This window comes from Nonomuraea sediminis (assembly GCF_018531495.1).
In the GTDB taxonomy this organism is placed as follows: domain Bacteria; phylum Actinomycetota; class Actinomycetes; order Streptosporangiales; family Streptosporangiaceae; genus Nonomuraea; species Nonomuraea sediminis.
Map to the genome: position 1 here is coordinate 1,322,235 of NZ_JAHDTI010000001.1, position 18,049 is coordinate 1,340,283.

Sequence of the window (18,049 nt, forward strand, 5' to 3'; positions counted from 1 at the left end):
TGTCACGTAATCTAACCGCCTGACGGCCAGCGATTTGTCTACCTGCCGTACCAAAACACCCCATTCCTCACCTTTTTTGGGCGCGCCTCTGAAACGGAGAGACACATGAATGCACGTACAGGGCTGCGGACGCGCATCACGATCACAACGGTCGGTACGGTCGCCGTGATGGCCACCCTTGCCGGCTGCGGCAGCGGAGAGAAGAGCTCCAGCGCCACTACGGCGCCAGTCGCCGCCGACGCGTCGCTGGCCGCGAAGGTGCCATCCACCATCAGGTCGGCAGGCAAGATCGTGGTCGGCACGGACGCGACCTACGCGCCGAGCGAGTTCCTCGACACCGACGGCAAGACGGTGGTCGGGTTCGACGTGGAGATCTTCGACGCCGCGGCAGCCAAGCTGGGTCTGAAGACCGAGTGGCACCCGGCGAAGTTCACGGACATCATCCCAGGCGTCCAATCCACCAAGTACAACATCGGTGTCTCGTCCTTCTCCGCCACCCCTGAGCGGATGAAGACGCTGAACATGGTCACCTACTTCTCCGCCGGCACCCGATGGGCGCAGCGGCCAGAGTCCGCGATCGACCCGGACAACGCCTGCGGCAAGAAGATCGCCGTGCAGGTCGGCACCGTCTCACTGGACGACGCCACCGCCCGATCAAAGAAGTGCGCAGCCTCCGGCAAGCCCGCCATCGCCATCGACCAGTTCCAGGCGCAGAGCGACGCGACCGCCGCGGTGGTCTCCGGCAAGGACGACGCGATGATCGCAGATGCGACGGTCACCGCGTACGCCGTAAAGCAGGCCAACGGCAAGCTCGCGTTCGCCGGCCAGGAGTACGACGCCGCGCTCTACGCCTACGTGCTGCCCAAGGACCAGACCGAGTTCGCCGGCGCGATCCAGGCCGCCGTACAAGAAATCATCGCCGATGGCACCTACCGGAAGATCCTGACGAAGTGGGGCGTCGAGGCCGGTTCGATCACCAACCCGGCGGTTAACCCCTCCGCCTGAGCAGGAACCCTGAGCAGAAACAATGACACAACAAGCAAACTCTGCCCGGAGACGGCCCGAGCCGATCAAGGCCGTGCCCGTCAGGCACCCCTGGCGATGGGTAACCGTCGGCGTGTTGGCGGTGCTGGCCTCGATGTTCGTCAACGTGCTGGCCACGAACGAGAACTTCCAGTGGCGGTTCGTCTTCGAGAATGTCCTGTTCGCCCCGCCGGTCCTGGAGGGCCTGCGCGGTACCGTCCTGCTGACGGTCTCCTCCATGCTGATCGGGGTGGCGCTCGGCGTCGCGCTCGCGGTCATGCGGCTGTCGGCCAGCCCGGTCCTGCGGCTGGTGTCCTGGGGGTACACCTGGTTCTTCAGGGCAGTCCCCCGGCTGGTGCTGGCGGTGCTCTTCGGCAACCTGGGCATCCTGTGGTCCAGGATCGGGCTGGGCGTCCCGTTCGACCGCGAGCTCGGCGCGCTGTTCGGCATCGCCGACTTCCACGCCCAGTTCTGGAGCATCAAGGCCACCGATCTGCTCACCGGATTCGTAGCGGGCATGCTCGCGCTGGGGCTTTCTGAAGCGGCCTACATGGCCGAGATCGTCCGGGCCGGCATCGAATCGGTGGACAACGGGCAGCCGGAGGCCGCACAGGCACTAGGACTGACCCGCGGCCAGACGCTGCGTCGCATCGTGTTGCCGCAGGCGATGCAGGTGATCGTGCCGCCGACTGGCAACGAGACCATAGCGATGCTCAAGGACACGTCCCTGGTGGCGTTCACGCCGGTCAGCATGGAGCTGTTCTTCCAGCTGCAGGCGATCAGCTCCCGCACCTATCAAGTGTTCCCGGTGCTGGTCGCGGCGTGTCTGTGGTATGTGGTCCTGTCCAGCGCGCTGATGGTGGTCCAGCACTTCGTGGAGCGGCACTTCTCCCGCGGGTACGGCACGCGGGCCCGCGTGCGGACCCGGTCGCCAAGGCGTCTGTCGGCCACTCAGGACACGACCGTGAGGAGCACCGCATGAGCGAGTTGATGGTCCTGGCCGACAACGTCCACAAGAGCTTCGGCCACCTGGAGGTGCTCAAGGGCGTCGACCTCGAGGTGCGCCCTGGCCAGGTGTGCGTGATCATCGGACCGTCCGGTTCGGGCAAGTCCACCTTCCTACGGTGCGTCAACCACCTTGAGAAGATCAACGGGGGCCGCATCCTGGTGGACGGCGAGCTGATCGGCTACCGCGAAAGCGGCGACAGACTCCACGAAATGCGGGAGAAGGAGGTGGCCACGCAGCGACGCTCGATCGGGATGGTGTTCCAACGTTTCAACCTCTTCCCGCACATGACGGCGCTCGACAACGTCATGGAGGCGCCGCTCTTGCTCGGCAACGCGCCCAGAGTCCAGGTCCGCAAGGACGCCGAAGCGCTACTGCGCAGGGTGGGTCTCGGCGACAAGTTCGACGCCTATCCAGCACAGCTCTCCGGCGGTCAGCAGCAGCGGGTGGCCATCGCCAGGGCGCTGGCGATGCGACCCAACCTGATGCTCTTCGACGAGCCGACCAGCGCGCTGGACCCGGAGCTGGTGGGCGAGGTGCTCGACGTGATGAAGGACCTGGCTCGTGACGGGATGACCATGATCGTGGTGACCCACGAGATCGGATTCGCCCGCGAGGTCGGCGACACATTGGTCTTCATGGACGGAGGCGTCGTGGTCGAGGCGGGTACCCCCCACGAGGTGATCGCCGACCCGCAGCACGAACGCACCAAAGCCTTCCTCGCGAAAGTGTTCTGACGCACGCGTACCTGGAGCATCCCCCTTGCACTCCGAAACACCATCTGGCCAGCGCATCAGCGCCCATATCTCCGCCCTCGCCGACAGGCTGTGGGAGATCAGCCTCGAACTGCACCGGAATCCGGAGCTGTCCTACCGCGAATACCGGGCGGCAGCACTGCTCGCAGGCGAGCTGGAATCGTCTGGATTCGCCGTGGAACGCGAAGTCGCGGGACTGCCCACCGCCTTTGTCGGCAACATCGGGAGCGGTGACTCACCCCGCGTGGCACTGCTCCTGGAATACGACGCACTGCCAGAGCTGGGGCACGCCTGCGGCCACAACCTGATCGCCACCGCGGGACTTGGCGCGGCGCTGGCACTCCAGCCGCTGGTCCAGGCCACCGGCGGCACCCTGCTGGTGGTCGGTACGCCGGCGGAGGAGGACGGCGGCGGGAAGATCGCAGAAGTCGAGGCAGGAGTCTTCGAAGGCGTCGACGCGGCGCTGATGTTCCACCCCGGCGTGTACAACTGGTCGTGGGCCCCGCTGACCGCCATGGTGGAACTCCGGATCGCCTTCCACGGCAAGGCTGCGCACCCCACCGGCAACCCGCAGGACGGCGTCGACGCGCTCGGTACCCTGATCCGGACGTTCAACGAGTTGGAGGTCCTGAGCCAGAGTCTGCCGGACGGCTCCCACGTGCAGGGCATCATCATCCGCGGTGGAGAGGTCACGAACATCATCCCCGACTTCGCGGAGGGACGCTTCGGCCTGCGCGCGTTGACGACGTCCGCGCTGGATCGTCTCCTCGACCAGGTCAGAGCGTGCGCCGAGCAGGCGGCCCGGGAGACCTCCGCCGCGGTGGTCATCGAGAAACTGGGCGCGACCTACACCCACTTCCGCAGCAACCCCGTACTCGCCGGGACCTTCTCCCGGCATTTGGCCCGCCTCGGAATCTCAGCGACCGAACCCCTGCCCGGCGTCTATCTCGGGTCATCCGATATCGGCAATGTCAGCACCAAGGTCCCGACAATCCACCCATTTCTCCAGATCCTCCCGCCGGACCAATCCGACCATACGCCGGCTTTCACCGCCGCCGCCGCCGGAGAGTACGGCAAAGCCGCCATGTTGGCCGCGGCGGAGGCACTGGCGTTCACGGCATTCGACGTACTCAGCGACCCAGCTGTGGCAGAGCAGGCATGGACCGCCTTCAGAAACCAAGCGGCATCAGAGCAGTCAGGGCCTCAGCTACGACAGCACGCCATGTAGAACCACCCTCCGCGACGATCAGACCGCGCCGGCCAGGGATTTCCAACCCGTTTTCGCAGGTAGGAAGGTCTGGCCGGTCAATCCTCTGGAAGCGTGGAGACGGTCCTATGCCACAGCGATCCTTAGGCCGGGCCGATGAGGCTTTCCTCTTCTCGATCATGTGATGTTCGAATGTGATGGGCGACAGGCCATCGATGGCGGACAGCCCCTCAGCACCGGGGTCCATACGGGATCAGCCGGAAGTCTTGGCCGCCTCGTCCGCCTCGGCCCTGGCCAGGACTGCGTCCAGGGTGGCGTACTCGGCCTCCTCGATGGCTGACAGGGCGAAGTCGATGGCGGCGCTGGCGTACGACTCGGCGTCGGCGGCCCTATCCTCCGCCATCGACCGGTCCCAGGCCGCCTGCTGCTCCTGGATCTTGTTCTTGACGGCGGTGACGTGCTGCTCCCACTTGACCTGGACCTCGTCCCAGGTGGACTTAGCACCTGCTTTGACCTGGGCGGCGTCTTCCTTGAGCTTCTGCGCGCCGTCGGCGGCCTTGCCCTTGGCCTGCTCCACCGCGGCCGACAGCTTCTTCTGGTCCTCGGCGAGGGCCTGCTGCACGTTCTGCTGAGCTGTCCGCGTTTGCCCAAGCCAGCGCATCGAACGTGCCCCATGCTGAAGACGATCGACCGCATCGAGGAGAAGTACTTCTCCGCCGACGCCACGGTGGCGCCGGGAGGCCACCTTCGTGCAGTGGCAGTTGCAGCACCAGCCTGCACGACCGATCATCATGCCGCTGGCACAGCGCTCGAGGTGCACACCCGCGGGACTGAATCATCAACCAGCCCTTGACCTGCACGGATGAAGATTCAGCACCCGCAACCCGGAGATTGCATCTGGTTGGAGTGACCGTGAACCCGACCGGGGCATGGACGGTGCGGCAGGCCCACGACACGAAACCGTGTTTCCGAGCAGGACATGATGTCGATGGGACAGGATAACTAGGCGGTGTCGCCGGCCGGTCGCTGGGATGGTTGATCGGCGACTCGGAGGGGCGGTGTGTGCTCGCTGTCACGAAGCAGCCGTGCCGAGTACAAGGCGTACCAGCCGAAGCCGATCGCCTGGCTGATGCGCTGCCACAGGCCGTGGCCGTTTCCGGAAAGGGTGTCGTAGCTGAAGCGCTGTGCCGCGATGTACAGCGTCAGCGGGGTCAAGATCCCGGCGATGATGGTGGTGAGGATCCAGGCCAGAGCTTCCTTGCGGACGATGGCCCGATAGGCGGCCATGAGGATGGCTGCCGTCAGTGCCGCCCAGGCCGGGAAGAGGTTCAGGTTGTGGATCCAGCCGTGCAGGGTGGGTTCGGCGGGTGGCTGTACGCCGGGCGGGAAGCCCGGGTTCGGATCCGTGACGAACACTCCGCCGACGATCAGGCAGAGCCCGAGGATGCCGGTGAAGATCGGTATCGCCTTCGAACCTGGACCGCTGCCCAGCGCACGGTGTATCCCGGCGGCGAACGCCATGGTCAGCAGGCCGGTGACGACGAAGTTGGCGATCTGGATCCAGCCCCCATCGCCATTGCTGAGCTCGCTGCCCCAGCGGTTGATCGGGTCGTAGCCGGGCTGCAGCGCTCCGTTCAGGAGGATCACCACAACAAACACCAGCGGGGCGAACCCGCAGGCCAGGAGTATCCGGGTCCACCCTTGCGCGGATCTTCTCGAGTCGGACATCACATCTCCTTGAGTAGAGACCCCCACTTGTGTCTACAGTGTAGACAGAGGCTACGGTATAGGTGTCGGCTACGTTGTAGCGAATGCGCCTATGAAGCGACAAGGGAGAAGCATCGTGAGTGACACGGTCGTCGTGCCGGGGGCACGGCTGCATGTCGAAGGGGCCGGCGACGGGCCCGGGCTGCTGCTGGTCTCCGGTGGCGGAGGCGACGCCGCCGCGTACGCGGACGTGGTCCCGTTGCTGGCGAAGACCTTCACCGTGGTCACCTACGACCGGCGCGGCAACTCACGCAGCCCGTTCACCGACCCGGACGCCCCGATCGACCCCGCCACACAGGCCGACGACGCGGCCGCCGTCCTCGACCACTACGGTCTGGAGCGCGCGTACGTCTTCGGCAACAGCGGTGGCGCGATCATGGCCTTGGAGATGGTGGCCAGGCATCCCGGCCGCCTGCTGGGGGCGGTCGTGCACGAGCCGCCGCTGGTGCAGCTCCTCCCCGCAGACTCCGCCGAACGGCGGGAGATCGAACACATCGGCCGTCTCGCTCGGGATGGGCACCTGATGCGGGCCTACGCGGCGTTCGGCGCGATGACGCTGCCGGACCCGCCGCGGATGTTCCTGTCACCCACCGGTCAGGCCGTCATCGCCGCCGGCACCCACCTCATGCTCGCCGCCGGCGGCCTGGCGCGGAAGGTCACCCGGCGCGAGCCGGACGTGATGACCCGCCAGCTCCGCAACGCGGAACTGACCATGACCCGCGAGCTGCCCGTTTTCTGCTTCGACTACCAGCCCGACCTGGCCGCGCTGGCGGCCAGCACGGCGCCGTGGTGCCTGGCCACCGGCCGCGACAGCGTCGGCAAGCCCTACTACGCCCCCGCGCACCTGCTGTCGAAGCGGCTTGGCGTACCCTGCCAGGAGTTCCCCGGCGGCCACGTCCCGTACATGCAGCACCCGGAGGAATTCACCGCGACACTCACCACGATCCTGGAGGGCTTCGAGGCATGACAGCCGACCCCGGCCCGCCGGGCAGGATGCCGGAGCCGCCCACCCGGCCCACCCTGACCCGCGAATACCTCGCCGCCGCCGCGCTCGCCCTCATCGACACCCACGGCCTGCGCAAGTTCTCCATGCGCAAGCTCGGCACCGCAGTCGGCTTCGACCCGATGGCCGCCTACCGCTATTACGACGACCAGGAGGACCTCTTCGACGGCATCGCCGAGGCGCTCTTTACCGAGGTCGACGTCGACACCCTGCCCTGGGACGGCCCATGGCGGGAGCTGGCGCGGGAGTACTGCCTGCGGTTGCGCGACACCCTCCTGCGCCATCCCCACGCCGTGCAGGTGTTCGCGACCCGGCCGGTGCGCTCGCCCGCCTCCATCGACACCGGCGTCAAGATGATCGCCAAACTCCATGCCGACGACGGCATCCCCCCGGCACAAGCCCTGCGCATCGCCCGCTGCCTGCGCGAGTTCACCATCGGCCACGCCCTGTCCATCGCCGTGACCAAGCTCGGCGCGGGGCGGCGCAGCCGCAAACCCCGGCCTGGCAGCTCGGACTACAACCTGCTCGCCGAAGCCGCCGACGCCACCACCCTCGACGACCATTTCGAGGTGGGGCTCACCGCGATCCTGTGCGGCTTCCAGCACTCCACCGGCTGAGAAGGCCGCCATCACGTGTGGACGCCACGCGAGCGGCAACGGTTGTGGAACGGACGTAGTTATCCAAGCTCCAGCCCTTGATCATCCATGTTTGGGTACTGGTGACACGTTTCGTTGACAGGGCCAGCGCGGTCTCCGCGCGGAACAGTCTTTATCCTCGCTGTGAAAATGGTCGGCCACTGCCCACCACGACCTCGGTCGCTCCTGCTGGAGAAATGCCTGATGCGTACGGCAGTCACGGTAGGTGCGGCTCGGCGACCGGCGCTTCTCGATTCCTGGCCGGTTGGTCATGGGCGGTCCAGCAGGACGCGAGCTCCTCGAACCAGGTTCAGGCGGGCTCGGAGATCGGCAGGGGTGCGGGGCGGGCAGTCTGGCCTCGGTAGGGGTCGATGTGGTTGAGGGCGTTTCTGGGGATCTGCCGGATGTCGGCCTCGGTGAAGTTGTCGGGCAGCGGTAGGCCCAGCGAGACGAACAGGTCCTTGGTCTCTTCGATCGTCGGCCGCTCGCTGAGCGGGGTACCGTTCTCCAGCGGCACCCTGCGGGCCTGGATGAGGCTGGTCCGCAACTCGATTCGCCAGAGGTTGTAGTGCGGGCTCTCCTTGTCGAACTGGACGGCCGGGAAGCTCGGGCCGCGCTGGGTGATGATCAGGCGGCTACCGGACAGATCCCAGCGGAAGAGCGTCATCGTGGGCGAGAGCCGTACCTCCAGATCCAGGAGTTGCTGGCTGCGCTGGTGGTACCAGGCGCAGGCCAGGATCGTGGCGTACAGGTCCTTGCGGGTGTCCTTGGGGGTCCATTCCTGCTCCTCGGCGTTGCCCGGTGCCAGCTCCTGGTGCAGCCGGGTGTAGCGGGCGCAGAGGTGGGCGTCGGCGGGGTCGAGGATCTCCAGCTTGAACTCCAGCGGGCGGCGGGCGCGCTGCGCTGCGGCGACGCATTCGGGCAGCGTGACCGCGCGCGTATAGGTGCCGGTGCCGCCCTTGAACATCCAGCGATCGGTGTCCTGCCTGGCCTCCTGCAGCGCGTTGCCGATCTCGGTGCCGACCAGCGTGCGCCCTCCCCCGCCGGCCGTCAGCAGGTTCCTGATGTCGTCGGTCGCGCCCTTCACTGACTCCACGCGCGCGGCGGCCTCGGTGTTGCGGTGCCGGTCGCGCAGCCACGCGAAGGCCAGTACGGCCAGCACGGGCAGGATCGCGCCGGTGGCCTGGACACCGTCCACGTTGAGCAGGTCGAGCGCACCGATCACGAGCGCGGTGACGAGCACCGCCAGGAGGTCGAGGTTTTCCCAGATCGTGCGGAGAAAACGCAGGAGCCATTCACCGATTCGCATTCGCCACCTTCGTGACCGACCCGCGACTGTGTGATCAACTGGAATGTTAACCCGCTCACCCCACGATGGCGGGAAAAGCGAAACTTCGCCACCCAGCACACACACTGCAGAGAAACCGCGGAAACGCCGGACCCCAGATCAGCCCGCCGGCCGAGTTTCGGGCACCCCCAGGGGCTTGTTCTCGCCGAACACGATGACCTGCCGAACGGCCTTCCCGTCGGCGAGCTGGTCCATCGCCTCGTTCACGGCGGAAAGCCCGATCCTCGCCGACACCAGCGCGTCGACCGGGAGCCTGCCTTCACGCCACATCTGGGCGAAGAGGGGGATGTCACGGGCCGGGACCGCTGAACCGAGATAGCTTCCGATGATGGTTCGTCCCTCCGCCACGAGCCCGAGCGGCGAGATCGACGATCGGGCGGAGGGCGCTGGAAGCCCCACGGTGACGGTGCGGCCACCGGGGGCGGTCGCGGCGACCGCGCTCTCGAAAGCGCGTACGTTCCCGGCCGCTTCGATGACGACCGACGCCTTGATCTTGAACTCGGCGACCTCGGCGGGGCTGTAGGTCGCGTGGGCGCCCAACTCCCGCGCGGTGTCGAGCTTGTCCGGATTGCCGTCGACACCGATGACCGTGACGCCGTCCAGGGCAAGGGCGGTGATCAGCGCGGCCATGCCGACTCCGCCGAGCCCGATGACCATCACCGTCTGGCCGGCGACGGGCGCGCCGGCGTTGATGACCGCGCCGCCGCCGGTGAGCACGGCGCAACCCAGAACCGCGGCGACCTCGGGCGGGACGTCGTCGTCCACCGGGACGACCGAGCGCCGGTCCACGACCGCGTGGGTGGCGAAGGCCGAGACCCCGAGATGGTGCAGGACCCTGACGCCGTCACGGTGCAGGCGGATGCCACCGGTCAGCAACGTTCCCTCGTTGTTGGCCGCGCTTCCCCGGACACAGGGCATCACACCGTCGGTGGCGCAGCCCTGGCACGCGCCGCAGCGGGGCAGGAAGGCCATGACGACCCGCCGGCCGATCGCGATGTCGTCGACGCCGTCGCCGACCTGCTCCACCACGCCGGCCGCCTCGTGTCCCAGGAGCATGGGTACGGGCCGCACCCTGTTCCCGTCGACGACCGACAGATCAGAGTGGCACACACCGGCCGCCTCGATCCTGATGAGGAGCTCGCCGGGGCCGGGCGGGTCCAGGTCGAGCTCGCAGATCGACAGCGGACGGGACTCGGCGTACGGGCGCGCCCGGCCGATCTCCTCCAGGACGGCTCCGCGGATTCTCATCACTTCACCTCTCCAGAGGCTTCCAAGGTGGGCTCTCTCACGCCGTGATTGGCGAGCAGGACACCGGCGCCGCCGAGAACGAGCCCGGTGACGGCGAGCGGGTGCAGCGACTGGCCGGCCAGGAGCCAGGCAAGCACCGCCGTCACCGAGGGGGTCAGGAAGAACACCGTGCTCACCCTGCTGGCGGACGAACGGAGCAGCATCCGGTTGAGCAGGATGAAGGCCGCGATGGAGTTGACCAGCACCATCCAGGCCACGGACGCGCCGAAGGCCGCCCAGTCCGACACCCGCGGGGTCTCGACCGCCACGCAGACCAGCCCGACCGCGGGGGCGCTGACGAGAAGCTGCACCGCGGTTCCGGTGCGCACGTCCATGCCGGGGACGAACCGCTTCTGGTAGAGGGTGCCGGCGCTCAGCCCGAGCAACCCGACCAGGCACAGCAGCACGCCCCAGACGGACAGGCTCACCCGGTCGGCCACCGCGAGGACGACACCGGCCGCGCCAAGGGCGAAGCCGAGCCCCTGGCGCCGGGTGACCGTCTCGCCGAGCAGGCGTGTGGCCAGCACGATGACGACGGGGCTGAGCCCCTGGACGAGGGAGACGACCGCGGCGGGAAAGCCCATGCCGAGCGCGGTGTAGAAGCTGCCGAACTGCACGGCCTGGATCAGCAGACCGGAGACGGCGATGTGCGCCGCGGCCCACCCGCGCGGCCAGGGCGCGCGGATGATCAGGGCGTAGCCGGCGAGCAGCACCCCGGCCAGGGCGAAGCGCGCGAACATCAGCAGCAGCGGCGGAGCGGCCGCGACCCCCGGAATGCCCGCGATGAAGGCGCTGCTCCAGAGCACGACGAACACGGCGGGCGCGACCGCCGTCAGCCGCGGGCCACGGCCCGCGCGCTCTCTCCTTGCGGCTGCGCCGTTGGGCGGACCTTCGGCCGTGCCGTCTGGCGGTGCACCGGATGGCGGCCCGGGTGGGGGTCCGGACAGGTCCGGGGTGACCGGCGTCAACGAGTCGTCCTTCCGTGAGGCCCACCCGTGAGAACACGCGGCGGCCAAGGGTTGCCGGCGTCTGCCCGTACACACGTCGAAGCAGACAGCGGGACAGACAGACGGCGGGAGGGTGGTTCAGGAGGCGCGCAGGGCCGACCGGCGCAGTTCCCACAGGGCCTTGTCCGAGGTGCAGACCCCGGCGGCGCCGTGGCGGAGCGCCTCGACCACGTCCGCCTCGCCCTGGACGAACCCGGCGGCCAGGTACGGCACCCCGAGGTCCCTGGCCTGCTGCTCCACGTAACGCAGCACGACCGCGGGCATGAGCTGGACCAGGTCAGGACGGGATCGGGCGACGCCCTGAAGGCTGCGGTGCAGGTTGGAACGATCGGTGACGAACACCTTCTGCATGGTCAGCAGGCCCAGGCTGCTCGCCCGTTCGATGATCGCCGCGCGGGTGGAGCATATCCCGATGGCCCCGATTCCCTTGAGGTAGGCCAGGGCGCCGGGATCATGGCCCAGACCGGGCGTCGAGTCCATGTTGACGAACACGATCTTGCCCGCGGCGAGGGTCCGCTGGACGGTCGCCTCCAGATCCCCGAGCGGGACGGAGGCGAGAATGCCGAGCGGAGTCGAGGTGGTGGTGAACCGGTCCGCCATCTCCACACCGACCAGCGACGCCAACACGGGATGCTCCGCGAGCGAGGCCAGCAGGCGCCGGTCCAGGGGACGTTTCGGACGTTGGTTCACCGGTCCACCTTATGCGTTGGCCTGGAATCGGCTGGGCAGCCCCAGCTTGCCCGGGTTCATGATCCCCTCGGGATCGAGGGCCTGCTTGACCGCCAGCAGGGTGCCGAAGCCGCTGCCCAGCGAGCGTTCGACGTACGGCGAGCGCAGCAGCCCGACGCCGTGGTGGTGGCTGATCGCGGCGCCGTGCCGGATGAGCACCTCGTTGGCGGCGTCCCAGGCGGCCTGGTACCACTCGCGGCGGCGAGCCCGTTCCACCTCGCCGCGCAGCGAGAAGTACAGGCAGGCGCCGTCGGTGTAGGCGTGCGACTGGTGCGCGGAGGCGCGCAGCGTTCCCGGAACCGCCTCGATGGCCGCCACCACCTCGTCGTAGATCGTCGGCAGCGACGACCACGGCGCGGCGATCTCGCAGGTGTCGGCGACGAAGCCGGGGCCCTTGGCGAAGCCGTCGCCGGACTTGCCGACGAGCATCCGCTCGTCCAGCCAGCGGGCGAGGACCGCGTCGCCGTCGAGCGTCACCGCCGCCCGCTCGCCGCAGACCTTCTCGACCACCGCCATGGTGGCGTCCACCAGAGTGGGGTCTCCCTCGTCGGCGATGAGCAGCAGGTTGGTGTCCCGCTCGCCGAAGTGGGTGCCGCTCTCTTGGGCGTCATACAGGCGTAGCACCGCCGGGGTGGCGCCCCGCTGGAGGATCTCCCTACAGACGTCGAGCCCCTCGGCGAAGGTGTCGAAGCCGTACGCGAGCCCCACCGCGTAGTCGGGTAGCCGGTGGGTGCGCAGCCGCAGCCGGGTGATCACACCGAGCGTGCCTTCGGAGCCGATGAACAGCTGGCGCAGGTCCGGGCCGACGGCGGCCCGCGGGTAGGTGCCATAACTGGCGGTGTTCCCGTCGGGCAGCACCACGTCCAGCCCGACGACCATGTCCTCGATCTTCCCGTACCTGGTGGACAGCTGGCCGGCCCCCCGGCAGGCCGCCCAGCCGCCGACCGTCGAGATGGCGAAGGCGGACGGCCAGTGCCCGGTGGTGGCGCCGTGTGCCTCCTGCAGCTCCTTCTCGAAAAGGTCGCCGAACATGCCGGCCTGCACCTCGACGATCATCGACTCGGCGTCGAAGGAGATGATCCGGTTGAGCCGGCAGACGTCCAGCACGACCCCGCCGAAGACCGGCAGGGCGGCGCCGAGGACGTTGCTGCGGCCGGCCGAGACCGTCAGGGGGATGCCGTGCGCGTGGCAGAGCCTGACGACCGCGGCCACCTGCTCCTCGTCCGCCGCCTCGACGATCACGGCGTCGGGGGTGGCCGGGTGGCCGTCCGTCTCGCCGATGGACGTGCCCGCCCACCAGTCGCGGGTGCGCACGATCACCTCGTCCCGTTCGGTGTGCACGGCGGCGGCGATCGCGCGCAGCTCGTCCACCACCGGGCCGGGCACCGCTACCGCGGCGGTCTGCAGGCTGGCCTTCCCCGCGCCGGGCGGGCAGTCGGCGGCCCAGCGCGGCGGGGTGGGCGCGCCGACGACGTAGTCGCCCCGGTTGAACGGGTGGGTGATGGTCTGCCTGCTGATCATGTAAGTGCCTCCATCAGTACGGTCTTCTCGCGGTCGATGCCGCGGACGTAGTCGTCGACCTGCCGGGCGACCTCGGCGTCGGACAGCCCGAGCTCCCTCTGGAGCAGCCGGCCGACCTCCGGGGCCGCCTTGACCGACAGGTCACGGGCGAACACCCGCATGCGGGTACGGCGCGACAGCACGTCGTCGACGGTCCGCGCCAGCTCGCACCTGGCCGCGTAGACCACCTCGGCCCGCAGGTGCGCGGTGCCCTCGACGATCGGCTCGGCCAGGGAGGGGTCCTCGCTGAGGAGGTCGGTGACGAAGCGGGCCTCGGTTCCGTACCGCTGTCCCAGGTGGGCGCCCAGCCCTCCGGTCGCCGAGGTGGCCTCCGCGTCGTAACCGGCGCCCCCCAGCAGGGGCAGGCGTGCCGTACGGCATCGGGCCTTGCGGCCGAGCACCTTCAGTGCCGCGTCGACGACGAGCTCGCCCATGTGGCGGCTGGTGGTGAGCTTTCCGCCGGTGACGGTGACGAGCCCGTGCGCGTCGGTCGAGATGTGATGGTCGCGGCTCATGTCGAGCGTGGCCCCCTCCTTGCCGCCGACCAGGGGGCGGAGCCCCGCGATCGAGCCGACCACGTCCTCAGGGCCGAGGCCGGCGTCGAAGGCGGTGTTGGCCCCGTCGAGGAGGTACTGCATCTCCTGCCTGGTGCACAGCACGTGCTCCAGGGAGCCGTCGTAGTCGGTGTCCGTCGTCCCGACCACGACCACGTCTCCCCAGCGGGTGCAGGTCGCGCGGCGGGCCCGGCCGGGGATGGGCACGGTCACGGTGCCGTCGATGGGCAGCCGGGTCCAGGGCACCACGATGTGCACCCCTTTGGCGGGACGGATCCGGGGCCGGTGGCCGGGGTCCGACATGGCGTCGAGGGTGTCCGACCAGACTCCGGTGGCGTTGATCACGACGCTCGCCCGCACGTCGATCTCCCTGCCGTCGACCTCGACGGTCGCGCCGCGTACCCTGCCGCCCTCGCGGACGAGGCCGCGGCAGGCGGCGCCGTTGAGCACGGTCGCCCCGAAGTGCGCCGCGGTACGCGCGATCGTCAGGGTCAGGCGCGCGTCGTCTGTGCGGCTGTCGTAGTAGAGCAGTCCGCCCTTGAGCTGTTCGGCGCGTAGCCGCGGGGCGCGGGCGAGGACCTCGGGCACGCTGAGCCGCCGGTGCAACCTGCCGATGCGCCAGCCTCCCGCGAGGTCGTAGGTCCACAGCAGGCCCTCGAAGGCCTTGGCGATGCGTGCGTCGAAGACGCCGTCCTGGGCGAGCACGGGGAAGACGAAGGGCAGTCGCTGCACCAGATGCGGCGCGTTGTGACGGAATCGCTGCCGCTCCAGCAGCGAACGCCGGACCAGCGGCAGGTTCCCCTGCTCGATGTACCGCAGGCCGCCATGCACCATCTTCGACGACTTGGACGACGTGCCCGACGCGAAGTCGTCTCGTTCCACGAGCGCCACGCTCAGGCCGCGGGTGACGGCGTCCAGCGCGGTGTAGCAGCCGGTGACGCCGCCGCCGACGACGAGGACGTCCACGGGCCGGGAGGCGAGCCGTTCGATCTGCTCCCGGCGGTCGAGTGCGAGCGCGGTACGGCGGATGGCGCTCTTCGCCTCTGACCTCGCCGTGCGTTCGGGAAGCCGGATCACGACGGTGATTCCTCCTGTGTGTCGGGTCCGAGACCGGTGTGGCGGGCCAGCAGGTCGCGCCAGGCGGCGCGGGCCTCCATGCGCTCGGCCTCGGAAAGGGTGGGTTCGAAGACGGGGGGCGGCTGGAGCCCGGCGACGGCCTGCGAGATGCTCGGCCACAGTCCGGCCCGTACGCCGCCGAGGTAGGCGACGCCGCGGAGGCTGGCGGTCTCGTGATCGCGGGCACGCCGTACCGGCCGGCCGATCAGATCCGCCTGGGCGGACATCAACACGTCGCTGCCGGCGAGCCCACCTCCGCAGAACAGGTCGGTGACCGGCCCGCCCATGACCTCCTCCACGCCTTCCAGCAGGTCGCACACCGAGTGCGCGAAGCCGTTGAGTACGCCGCGGGCCAGCTCCGCCCGGGTCGTGGACAGGCTGAGCCCGGTGAGGATTCCCGTGGCCGCCGGCGACCAGACAGGTGTCCGCACACCCGCAAGCGCGGGCAGGAACATCACCCGGGTCGGCCCGGTGTGCTCGCGGGCGAGTTCGGCCAGCTGGGCAGGCGAGTCGAACAGCCCGATCTCCTCGCACAGCCACCGCATCGCCGACCCCGTCGTCGAGGCGTAGCCCTCCAGGCTGAACACGGACGTGCCCCGCGACCGCCAGCCGACCAGAGTGAGCACCCCCGGCACCTGGCGGAGATGGACGGGAGGCCGATCGCCCGCGACGGCGTCGAGGAACGTTCCGGTCCCGTGGACGGTCGTGGCCTGGCCTGGCCGATGAGCCCCGAGCGCGATCATCGCCGCGTGCTGGTCGCCCATGACGGACAGGATGGGCAGCCGCACGCCGAGAACGGACGGGTCGGTGGCGCCGAAGTCGCCGTCGTCGTCGACGATCTCCGGCAGCACGTCGCGCGGGCAGCCGAGGAAGGCGACCCACGGCTCGTGCCAATCGCCGGTCCGCAGATCGTAGGCGCCCGCGGCCACGGCGTTCGTGGCCGACATGACGTGGCGCGCACCCCCGGTGAGCTTCCAGACCAGCCAGGTGTCGATGGAGCCGAAGGCCAGCCTTCCCTCTCTGTGGGCCCGGCGGGCGGCCGCGTTGCCGGCGATCTCCTCGGCCGCCCACAGCAGCGGCGCCCGGGAGCCGACCGGCCGGCCGGTGTGCTCGACCAGGCGCGCGTCCCACTGCGGCTCCCATTCCCGCAGCCGGACGGCGTAGCGGCGGTCCTGCCACACCACGGCCTGGCTCAGCGGGGAGCCGGTCACCGTGTCCCACAGCAGCACCGTGGCGCGCTGGGTGGAGATCGACACCCCGGTGATCTCCACCCGGTGCGCGGCCGCCCAGTCCAGCGCCTCACGGCAGACCCTGACGGTGTTCGCCCAGATCTCCGTCGCGTCCTGCTCGACCCGCAGATGGTCGGGCGAGCGGACCGAGAGTGGCAGGTACGCGGGTGGTGCGGCGCCGCCGTCGTCGAGGACGACGGCGGCCCGGGTACCCGTGGTGCCCTCATCGATGCTGAGTACGCCTCGGCGGCGTTCCCTTGTCATCCGCGAAGGTCCTTTCATCGCGTCCGAGCCGGACACCGTTCAGGCCGACACCGTCGTGCGCTGCGGGAGGCTGATCGCCTCTCCCTCCAGGTTCACCGCGACGCGGGTCGGGTCCCACTTGATCGCCACGCAGGTGAGCAGGCCCACCAGCGGCACCACCGACAGGACCATCAGGCTGCTGCCCACTCCGATACCCGCCTGGAGCTGCGGGAACAGATACAGACCCGCAACCGATCCGAGGCTGCCGAGCATGCCGGTCACGCCGGTGCCCAGCGTGCGGAGGTCGCTGCGGTACGACAGCGCCGCGATCGACTTGCCGTTGGGGCCGGGGCCGGCGGAGTGGAAGAAGATGAACAGCACCGGCAGCAGCGCGGCCAGCCCGATGGGCAGCTGCTTGAACGTCGCGCCCATGACCAGCAGGGCGACGAACACCATGGCGTAGCCGGCCATCGAACTGACCCGCAGGCCGAACCGGCGGCCCGCGTAGGCCGACAGGCAGCCGCCGACGATGCCGACCGCGTTGAAGGCCATGGAACCGAACGTCGCCTTCTCGAACTCCTTGCCGAACAGCTCGAGACTGATCACCGGCAGGTACCAGCCCACGGCGAAGTACTGCATGGCCTGGGTGAGGGAGATGGCGGTCGACAGCACGGTCCTGGGCAGGTACGGCTTGCGGAACAGGACGCCCGCGTCCCGCAACCCGACCTGGCGGGCGGGGTCCTGCGCGGGCCCGGTCTCCTGTGTTCCTTCCTGCACGGCGAAGCCGTACATCCGGCGCAGGTTCGCCGCGGACTCCCGCAGCCTGCCCTTGGCGGCCAGCCAGGTGGGGCTCTCGACCAGGAAGACCAGCTGCAGGACGAACAGGACGAGCGCGAAGGCGGCCGAAGAGCCGACGGACCAGCGCCAGATGTCGGCGCCGACGTCGAACTTGTAGAACAGCAGGGTAAGCAGGAGGTTCGTGGTCGTCGCCGTGTACCAGACGCCCTGCCAGAAGTTGAGTCTGCCCTTGAGGGAGGCGGGGGTGTACTCGGCGAGCAGCGCCATCGCCACCGCGAAGTCGATGCCGTAAGCGATGCCCACGAAGGCCCGCCCGGCGAAGACCGTCTGGAAGTCCGAACCGGCCGCCGTCAGCACCGCGCCGATCGCGAAGACGACCTTCGTCATCAGCAGCGGCCTGACCCGGCCGATCCGCGCGGCGAGCCAGCCGCCGAAGGGATTGGAGACGATGGCGATCGCCGGAGCCATCGCGGTGAGCACGCCGACCTGCGTGGGCGACAGGCCCAGCTGCTTCACCATGGGGGCCAGTCCTGCTCCCAGTGCAGCGTTGGAGTAGGCGTCGAGGAACAGGCCCGCCAGGGCGAGGAACCAGATCCAGTTCGCCCTGCCGGTCAGGCTCTTGAGGGTGTCGATGAGGTTGGCAGCGTCGCCCGCGTTGCCGATGACCGTTGTTCTCGTGTGAGCGGAGCCGTCGTTCATGCTCAGCCGCCTTTCGGGGGGTGTTGTCCCTTGCCAGCGGTCCGAGAACGACAAAAAGCACAGACGAAGACCACTGACAGGGA

At 69.1% G+C, this 18,049-nt stretch carries 17 protein-coding genes; 7 read left to right on the forward strand and 10 right to left on the reverse strand.

Translation table 11 applies throughout. The annotated features are described in order from the left end of the window. Positions 1-105 precede the first annotated feature (105 nt). The 4 genes from KIK09_RS06155 to KIK09_RS06170 are packed head-to-tail and all read left to right on the forward strand — an operon-like array spanning position 106 to position 4,012. Positions 106-1,005 carry an ABC transporter substrate-binding protein gene (locus KIK09_RS06155; protein ID WP_214317619.1) on the forward strand — a complete coding sequence of 300 codons (900 nt, stop codon included), beginning with the start codon at positions 106-108 and terminating at the stop codon, positions 1,003-1,005. A 22-nt stretch (positions 1,006-1,027) separates the two neighbouring features. After that, positions 1,028-2,005 carry an amino acid ABC transporter permease gene (locus KIK09_RS06160; RefSeq protein ID WP_214317620.1) on the forward strand — a complete coding sequence of 326 codons (978 nt, stop codon included), beginning with the start codon at positions 1,028-1,030 and terminating at the stop codon, positions 2,003-2,005. Beyond that, a complete protein-coding gene (locus tag KIK09_RS06165) occupies positions 2,002-2,766 on the forward strand; it encodes an amino acid ABC transporter ATP-binding protein (RefSeq protein ID WP_275955996.1) in 765 nt (254 codons plus the stop codon). The genes KIK09_RS06160 and KIK09_RS06165 overlap by 4 nt, the downstream gene beginning before the upstream one ends. 25 nt (positions 2,767-2,791) lie before the next feature. Further along, positions 2,792-4,012: an amidohydrolase gene (locus KIK09_RS06170; protein WP_214317621.1), complete on the forward strand. Its 1,221-nt coding sequence runs from the start codon at positions 2,792-2,794 to the stop codon at positions 4,010-4,012. A 232-nt stretch (positions 4,013-4,244) separates the two neighbouring features. Here the strand turns inward: KIK09_RS06170 and KIK09_RS06175 are convergent, their stop codons facing one another. Next, on the reverse strand, positions 4,245-4,652 hold the full coding sequence (locus tag KIK09_RS06175; RefSeq protein WP_214317622.1) for a hypothetical protein: 408 nt from the start codon (positions 4,650-4,652) through the stop codon (positions 4,245-4,247). A 12-nt stretch (positions 4,653-4,664) separates the two neighbouring features. Between KIK09_RS06175 and KIK09_RS06180 the strand changes: the two genes are divergently transcribed. Continuing rightward, complete coding sequence (locus tag KIK09_RS06180; protein ID WP_214317623.1) at positions 4,665-4,844, forward strand: hypothetical protein; 180 nt, start codon at positions 4,665-4,667, stop codon at positions 4,842-4,844. A gap of 149 nt (positions 4,845-4,993) precedes the next feature. Here KIK09_RS06180 and KIK09_RS06185 read toward each other — a convergent pair whose 3' ends face one another. Next, entirely contained in the window at positions 4,994-5,719 is a 726-nt protein-coding gene (locus tag KIK09_RS06185) for a DUF998 domain-containing protein (RefSeq protein WP_214317624.1), read from the reverse strand. Positions 5,720-5,834: 115 nt separating this feature from the next. Between KIK09_RS06185 and KIK09_RS06190 the strand changes: the two genes are divergently transcribed. Together KIK09_RS06190 and KIK09_RS06195 are read left to right on the forward strand one after the other, a co-directional pair. Beyond that, positions 5,835-6,725: an alpha/beta fold hydrolase gene (locus tag KIK09_RS06190; protein ID WP_214317625.1), complete on the forward strand. Its 891-nt coding sequence runs from the start codon at positions 5,835-5,837 to the stop codon at positions 6,723-6,725. Next, positions 6,722-7,378, forward strand: a complete 657-nt coding sequence (locus tag KIK09_RS06195; protein ID WP_214317626.1) for a TetR/AcrR family transcriptional regulator — start codon at positions 6,722-6,724, stop codon at positions 7,376-7,378. Before KIK09_RS06190 ends, KIK09_RS06195 begins: the two co-directional genes overlap by 4 nt. A gap of 328 nt (positions 7,379-7,706) precedes the next feature. Here KIK09_RS06195 and KIK09_RS06200 read toward each other — a convergent pair whose 3' ends face one another. The 8 genes from KIK09_RS06200 to KIK09_RS06235 form a co-directional block, all read right to left on the reverse strand. Continuing rightward, a complete protein-coding gene (locus KIK09_RS06200; protein WP_214317627.1) occupies positions 7,707-8,705 on the reverse strand; it encodes a hypothetical protein in 999 nt (332 codons plus the stop codon). 138 nt (positions 8,706-8,843) lie between these two features. Then, complete coding sequence (locus KIK09_RS06205; protein ID WP_214317628.1) at positions 8,844-9,992, reverse strand: alcohol dehydrogenase catalytic domain-containing protein; 1,149 nt, start codon at positions 9,990-9,992, stop codon at positions 8,844-8,846. Next, positions 9,992-10,846, reverse strand: a complete 855-nt coding sequence (locus tag KIK09_RS06210; RefSeq protein WP_308163943.1) for a DMT family transporter — start codon at positions 10,844-10,846, stop codon at positions 9,992-9,994. Before KIK09_RS06210 ends, KIK09_RS06205 begins: the two co-directional genes overlap by 1 nt. A gap of 270 nt (positions 10,847-11,116) precedes the next feature. Then, on the reverse strand, positions 11,117-11,728 hold the full coding sequence (locus KIK09_RS06215; protein ID WP_214317629.1) for a glycerol-3-phosphate responsive antiterminator: 612 nt from the start codon (positions 11,726-11,728) through the stop codon (positions 11,117-11,119). Between the two features lie 9 nt (positions 11,729-11,737). Continuing rightward, complete coding sequence (locus KIK09_RS06220; RefSeq protein ID WP_214317630.1) at positions 11,738-13,288, reverse strand: FAD-binding oxidoreductase; 1,551 nt, start codon at positions 13,286-13,288, stop codon at positions 11,738-11,740. Beyond that, positions 13,285-14,958: a glycerol-3-phosphate dehydrogenase/oxidase gene (locus KIK09_RS06225; RefSeq protein ID WP_214317631.1), complete on the reverse strand. Its 1,674-nt coding sequence runs from the start codon at positions 14,956-14,958 to the stop codon at positions 13,285-13,287. Before KIK09_RS06225 ends, KIK09_RS06220 begins: the two co-directional genes overlap by 4 nt. Continuing rightward, a complete protein-coding gene (locus KIK09_RS06230) occupies positions 14,955-16,490 on the reverse strand; it encodes an FGGY family carbohydrate kinase (protein ID WP_214317632.1) in 1,536 nt (511 codons plus the stop codon). Before KIK09_RS06230 ends, KIK09_RS06225 begins: the two co-directional genes overlap by 4 nt. 39 nt (positions 16,491-16,529) lie before the next feature. After that, entirely contained in the window at positions 16,530-17,966 is a 1,437-nt protein-coding gene (locus KIK09_RS06235; protein WP_214317633.1) for an MFS transporter, read from the reverse strand. Between the last annotated feature and the right edge of the window lie 83 nt (positions 17,967-18,049).

Excerpts from the sequence above, each read along its gene's own strand:
- KIK09_RS06195 (WP_214317626.1), top strand. The coding sequence starts at position 6,722 with ATGACAGCCGACCCCGGCCCGCCGGGCAGGATGCCGGAGCCGCCCACC.
- KIK09_RS06160 (WP_214317620.1), top strand. The coding sequence starts at position 1,028 with ATGACACAACAAGCAAACTCTGCCCGGAGACGGCCCGAGCCGATCAAG.
- KIK09_RS06230 (WP_214317632.1), bottom strand. The coding sequence starts at position 16,490 with ATGACAAGGGAACGCCGCCGAGGCGTACTCAGCATCGATGAGGGCACC.
- KIK09_RS06235 (WP_214317633.1), bottom strand. The coding sequence starts at position 17,966 with ATGAACGACGGCTCCGCTCACACGAGAACAACGGTCATCGGCAACGCG.
- KIK09_RS06220 (WP_214317630.1), bottom strand. The coding sequence starts at position 13,288 with ATGATCAGCAGGCAGACCATCACCCACCCGTTCAACCGGGGCGACTAC.
- KIK09_RS06205 (WP_214317628.1), bottom strand. The coding sequence starts at position 9,992 with ATGAGAATCCGCGGAGCCGTCCTGGAGGAGATCGGCCGGGCGCGCCCG.
- KIK09_RS06165 (WP_275955996.1), top strand. The coding sequence starts at position 2,002 with ATGAGCGAGTTGATGGTCCTGGCCGACAACGTCCACAAGAGCTTCGGC.
- KIK09_RS06200 (WP_214317627.1), bottom strand. The coding sequence starts at position 8,705 with ATGCGAATCGGTGAATGGCTCCTGCGTTTTCTCCGCACGATCTGGGAA.
- KIK09_RS06185 (WP_214317624.1), bottom strand. The coding sequence starts at position 5,719 with ATGTCCGACTCGAGAAGATCCGCGCAAGGGTGGACCCGGATACTCCTG.
- KIK09_RS06175 (WP_214317622.1), bottom strand. The coding sequence starts at position 4,652 with ATGCGCTGGCTTGGGCAAACGCGGACAGCTCAGCAGAACGTGCAGCAG.
- KIK09_RS06155 (WP_214317619.1), top strand. The coding sequence starts at position 106 with ATGAATGCACGTACAGGGCTGCGGACGCGCATCACGATCACAACGGTC.
- KIK09_RS06180 (WP_214317623.1), top strand. The coding sequence starts at position 4,665 with ATGCTGAAGACGATCGACCGCATCGAGGAGAAGTACTTCTCCGCCGAC.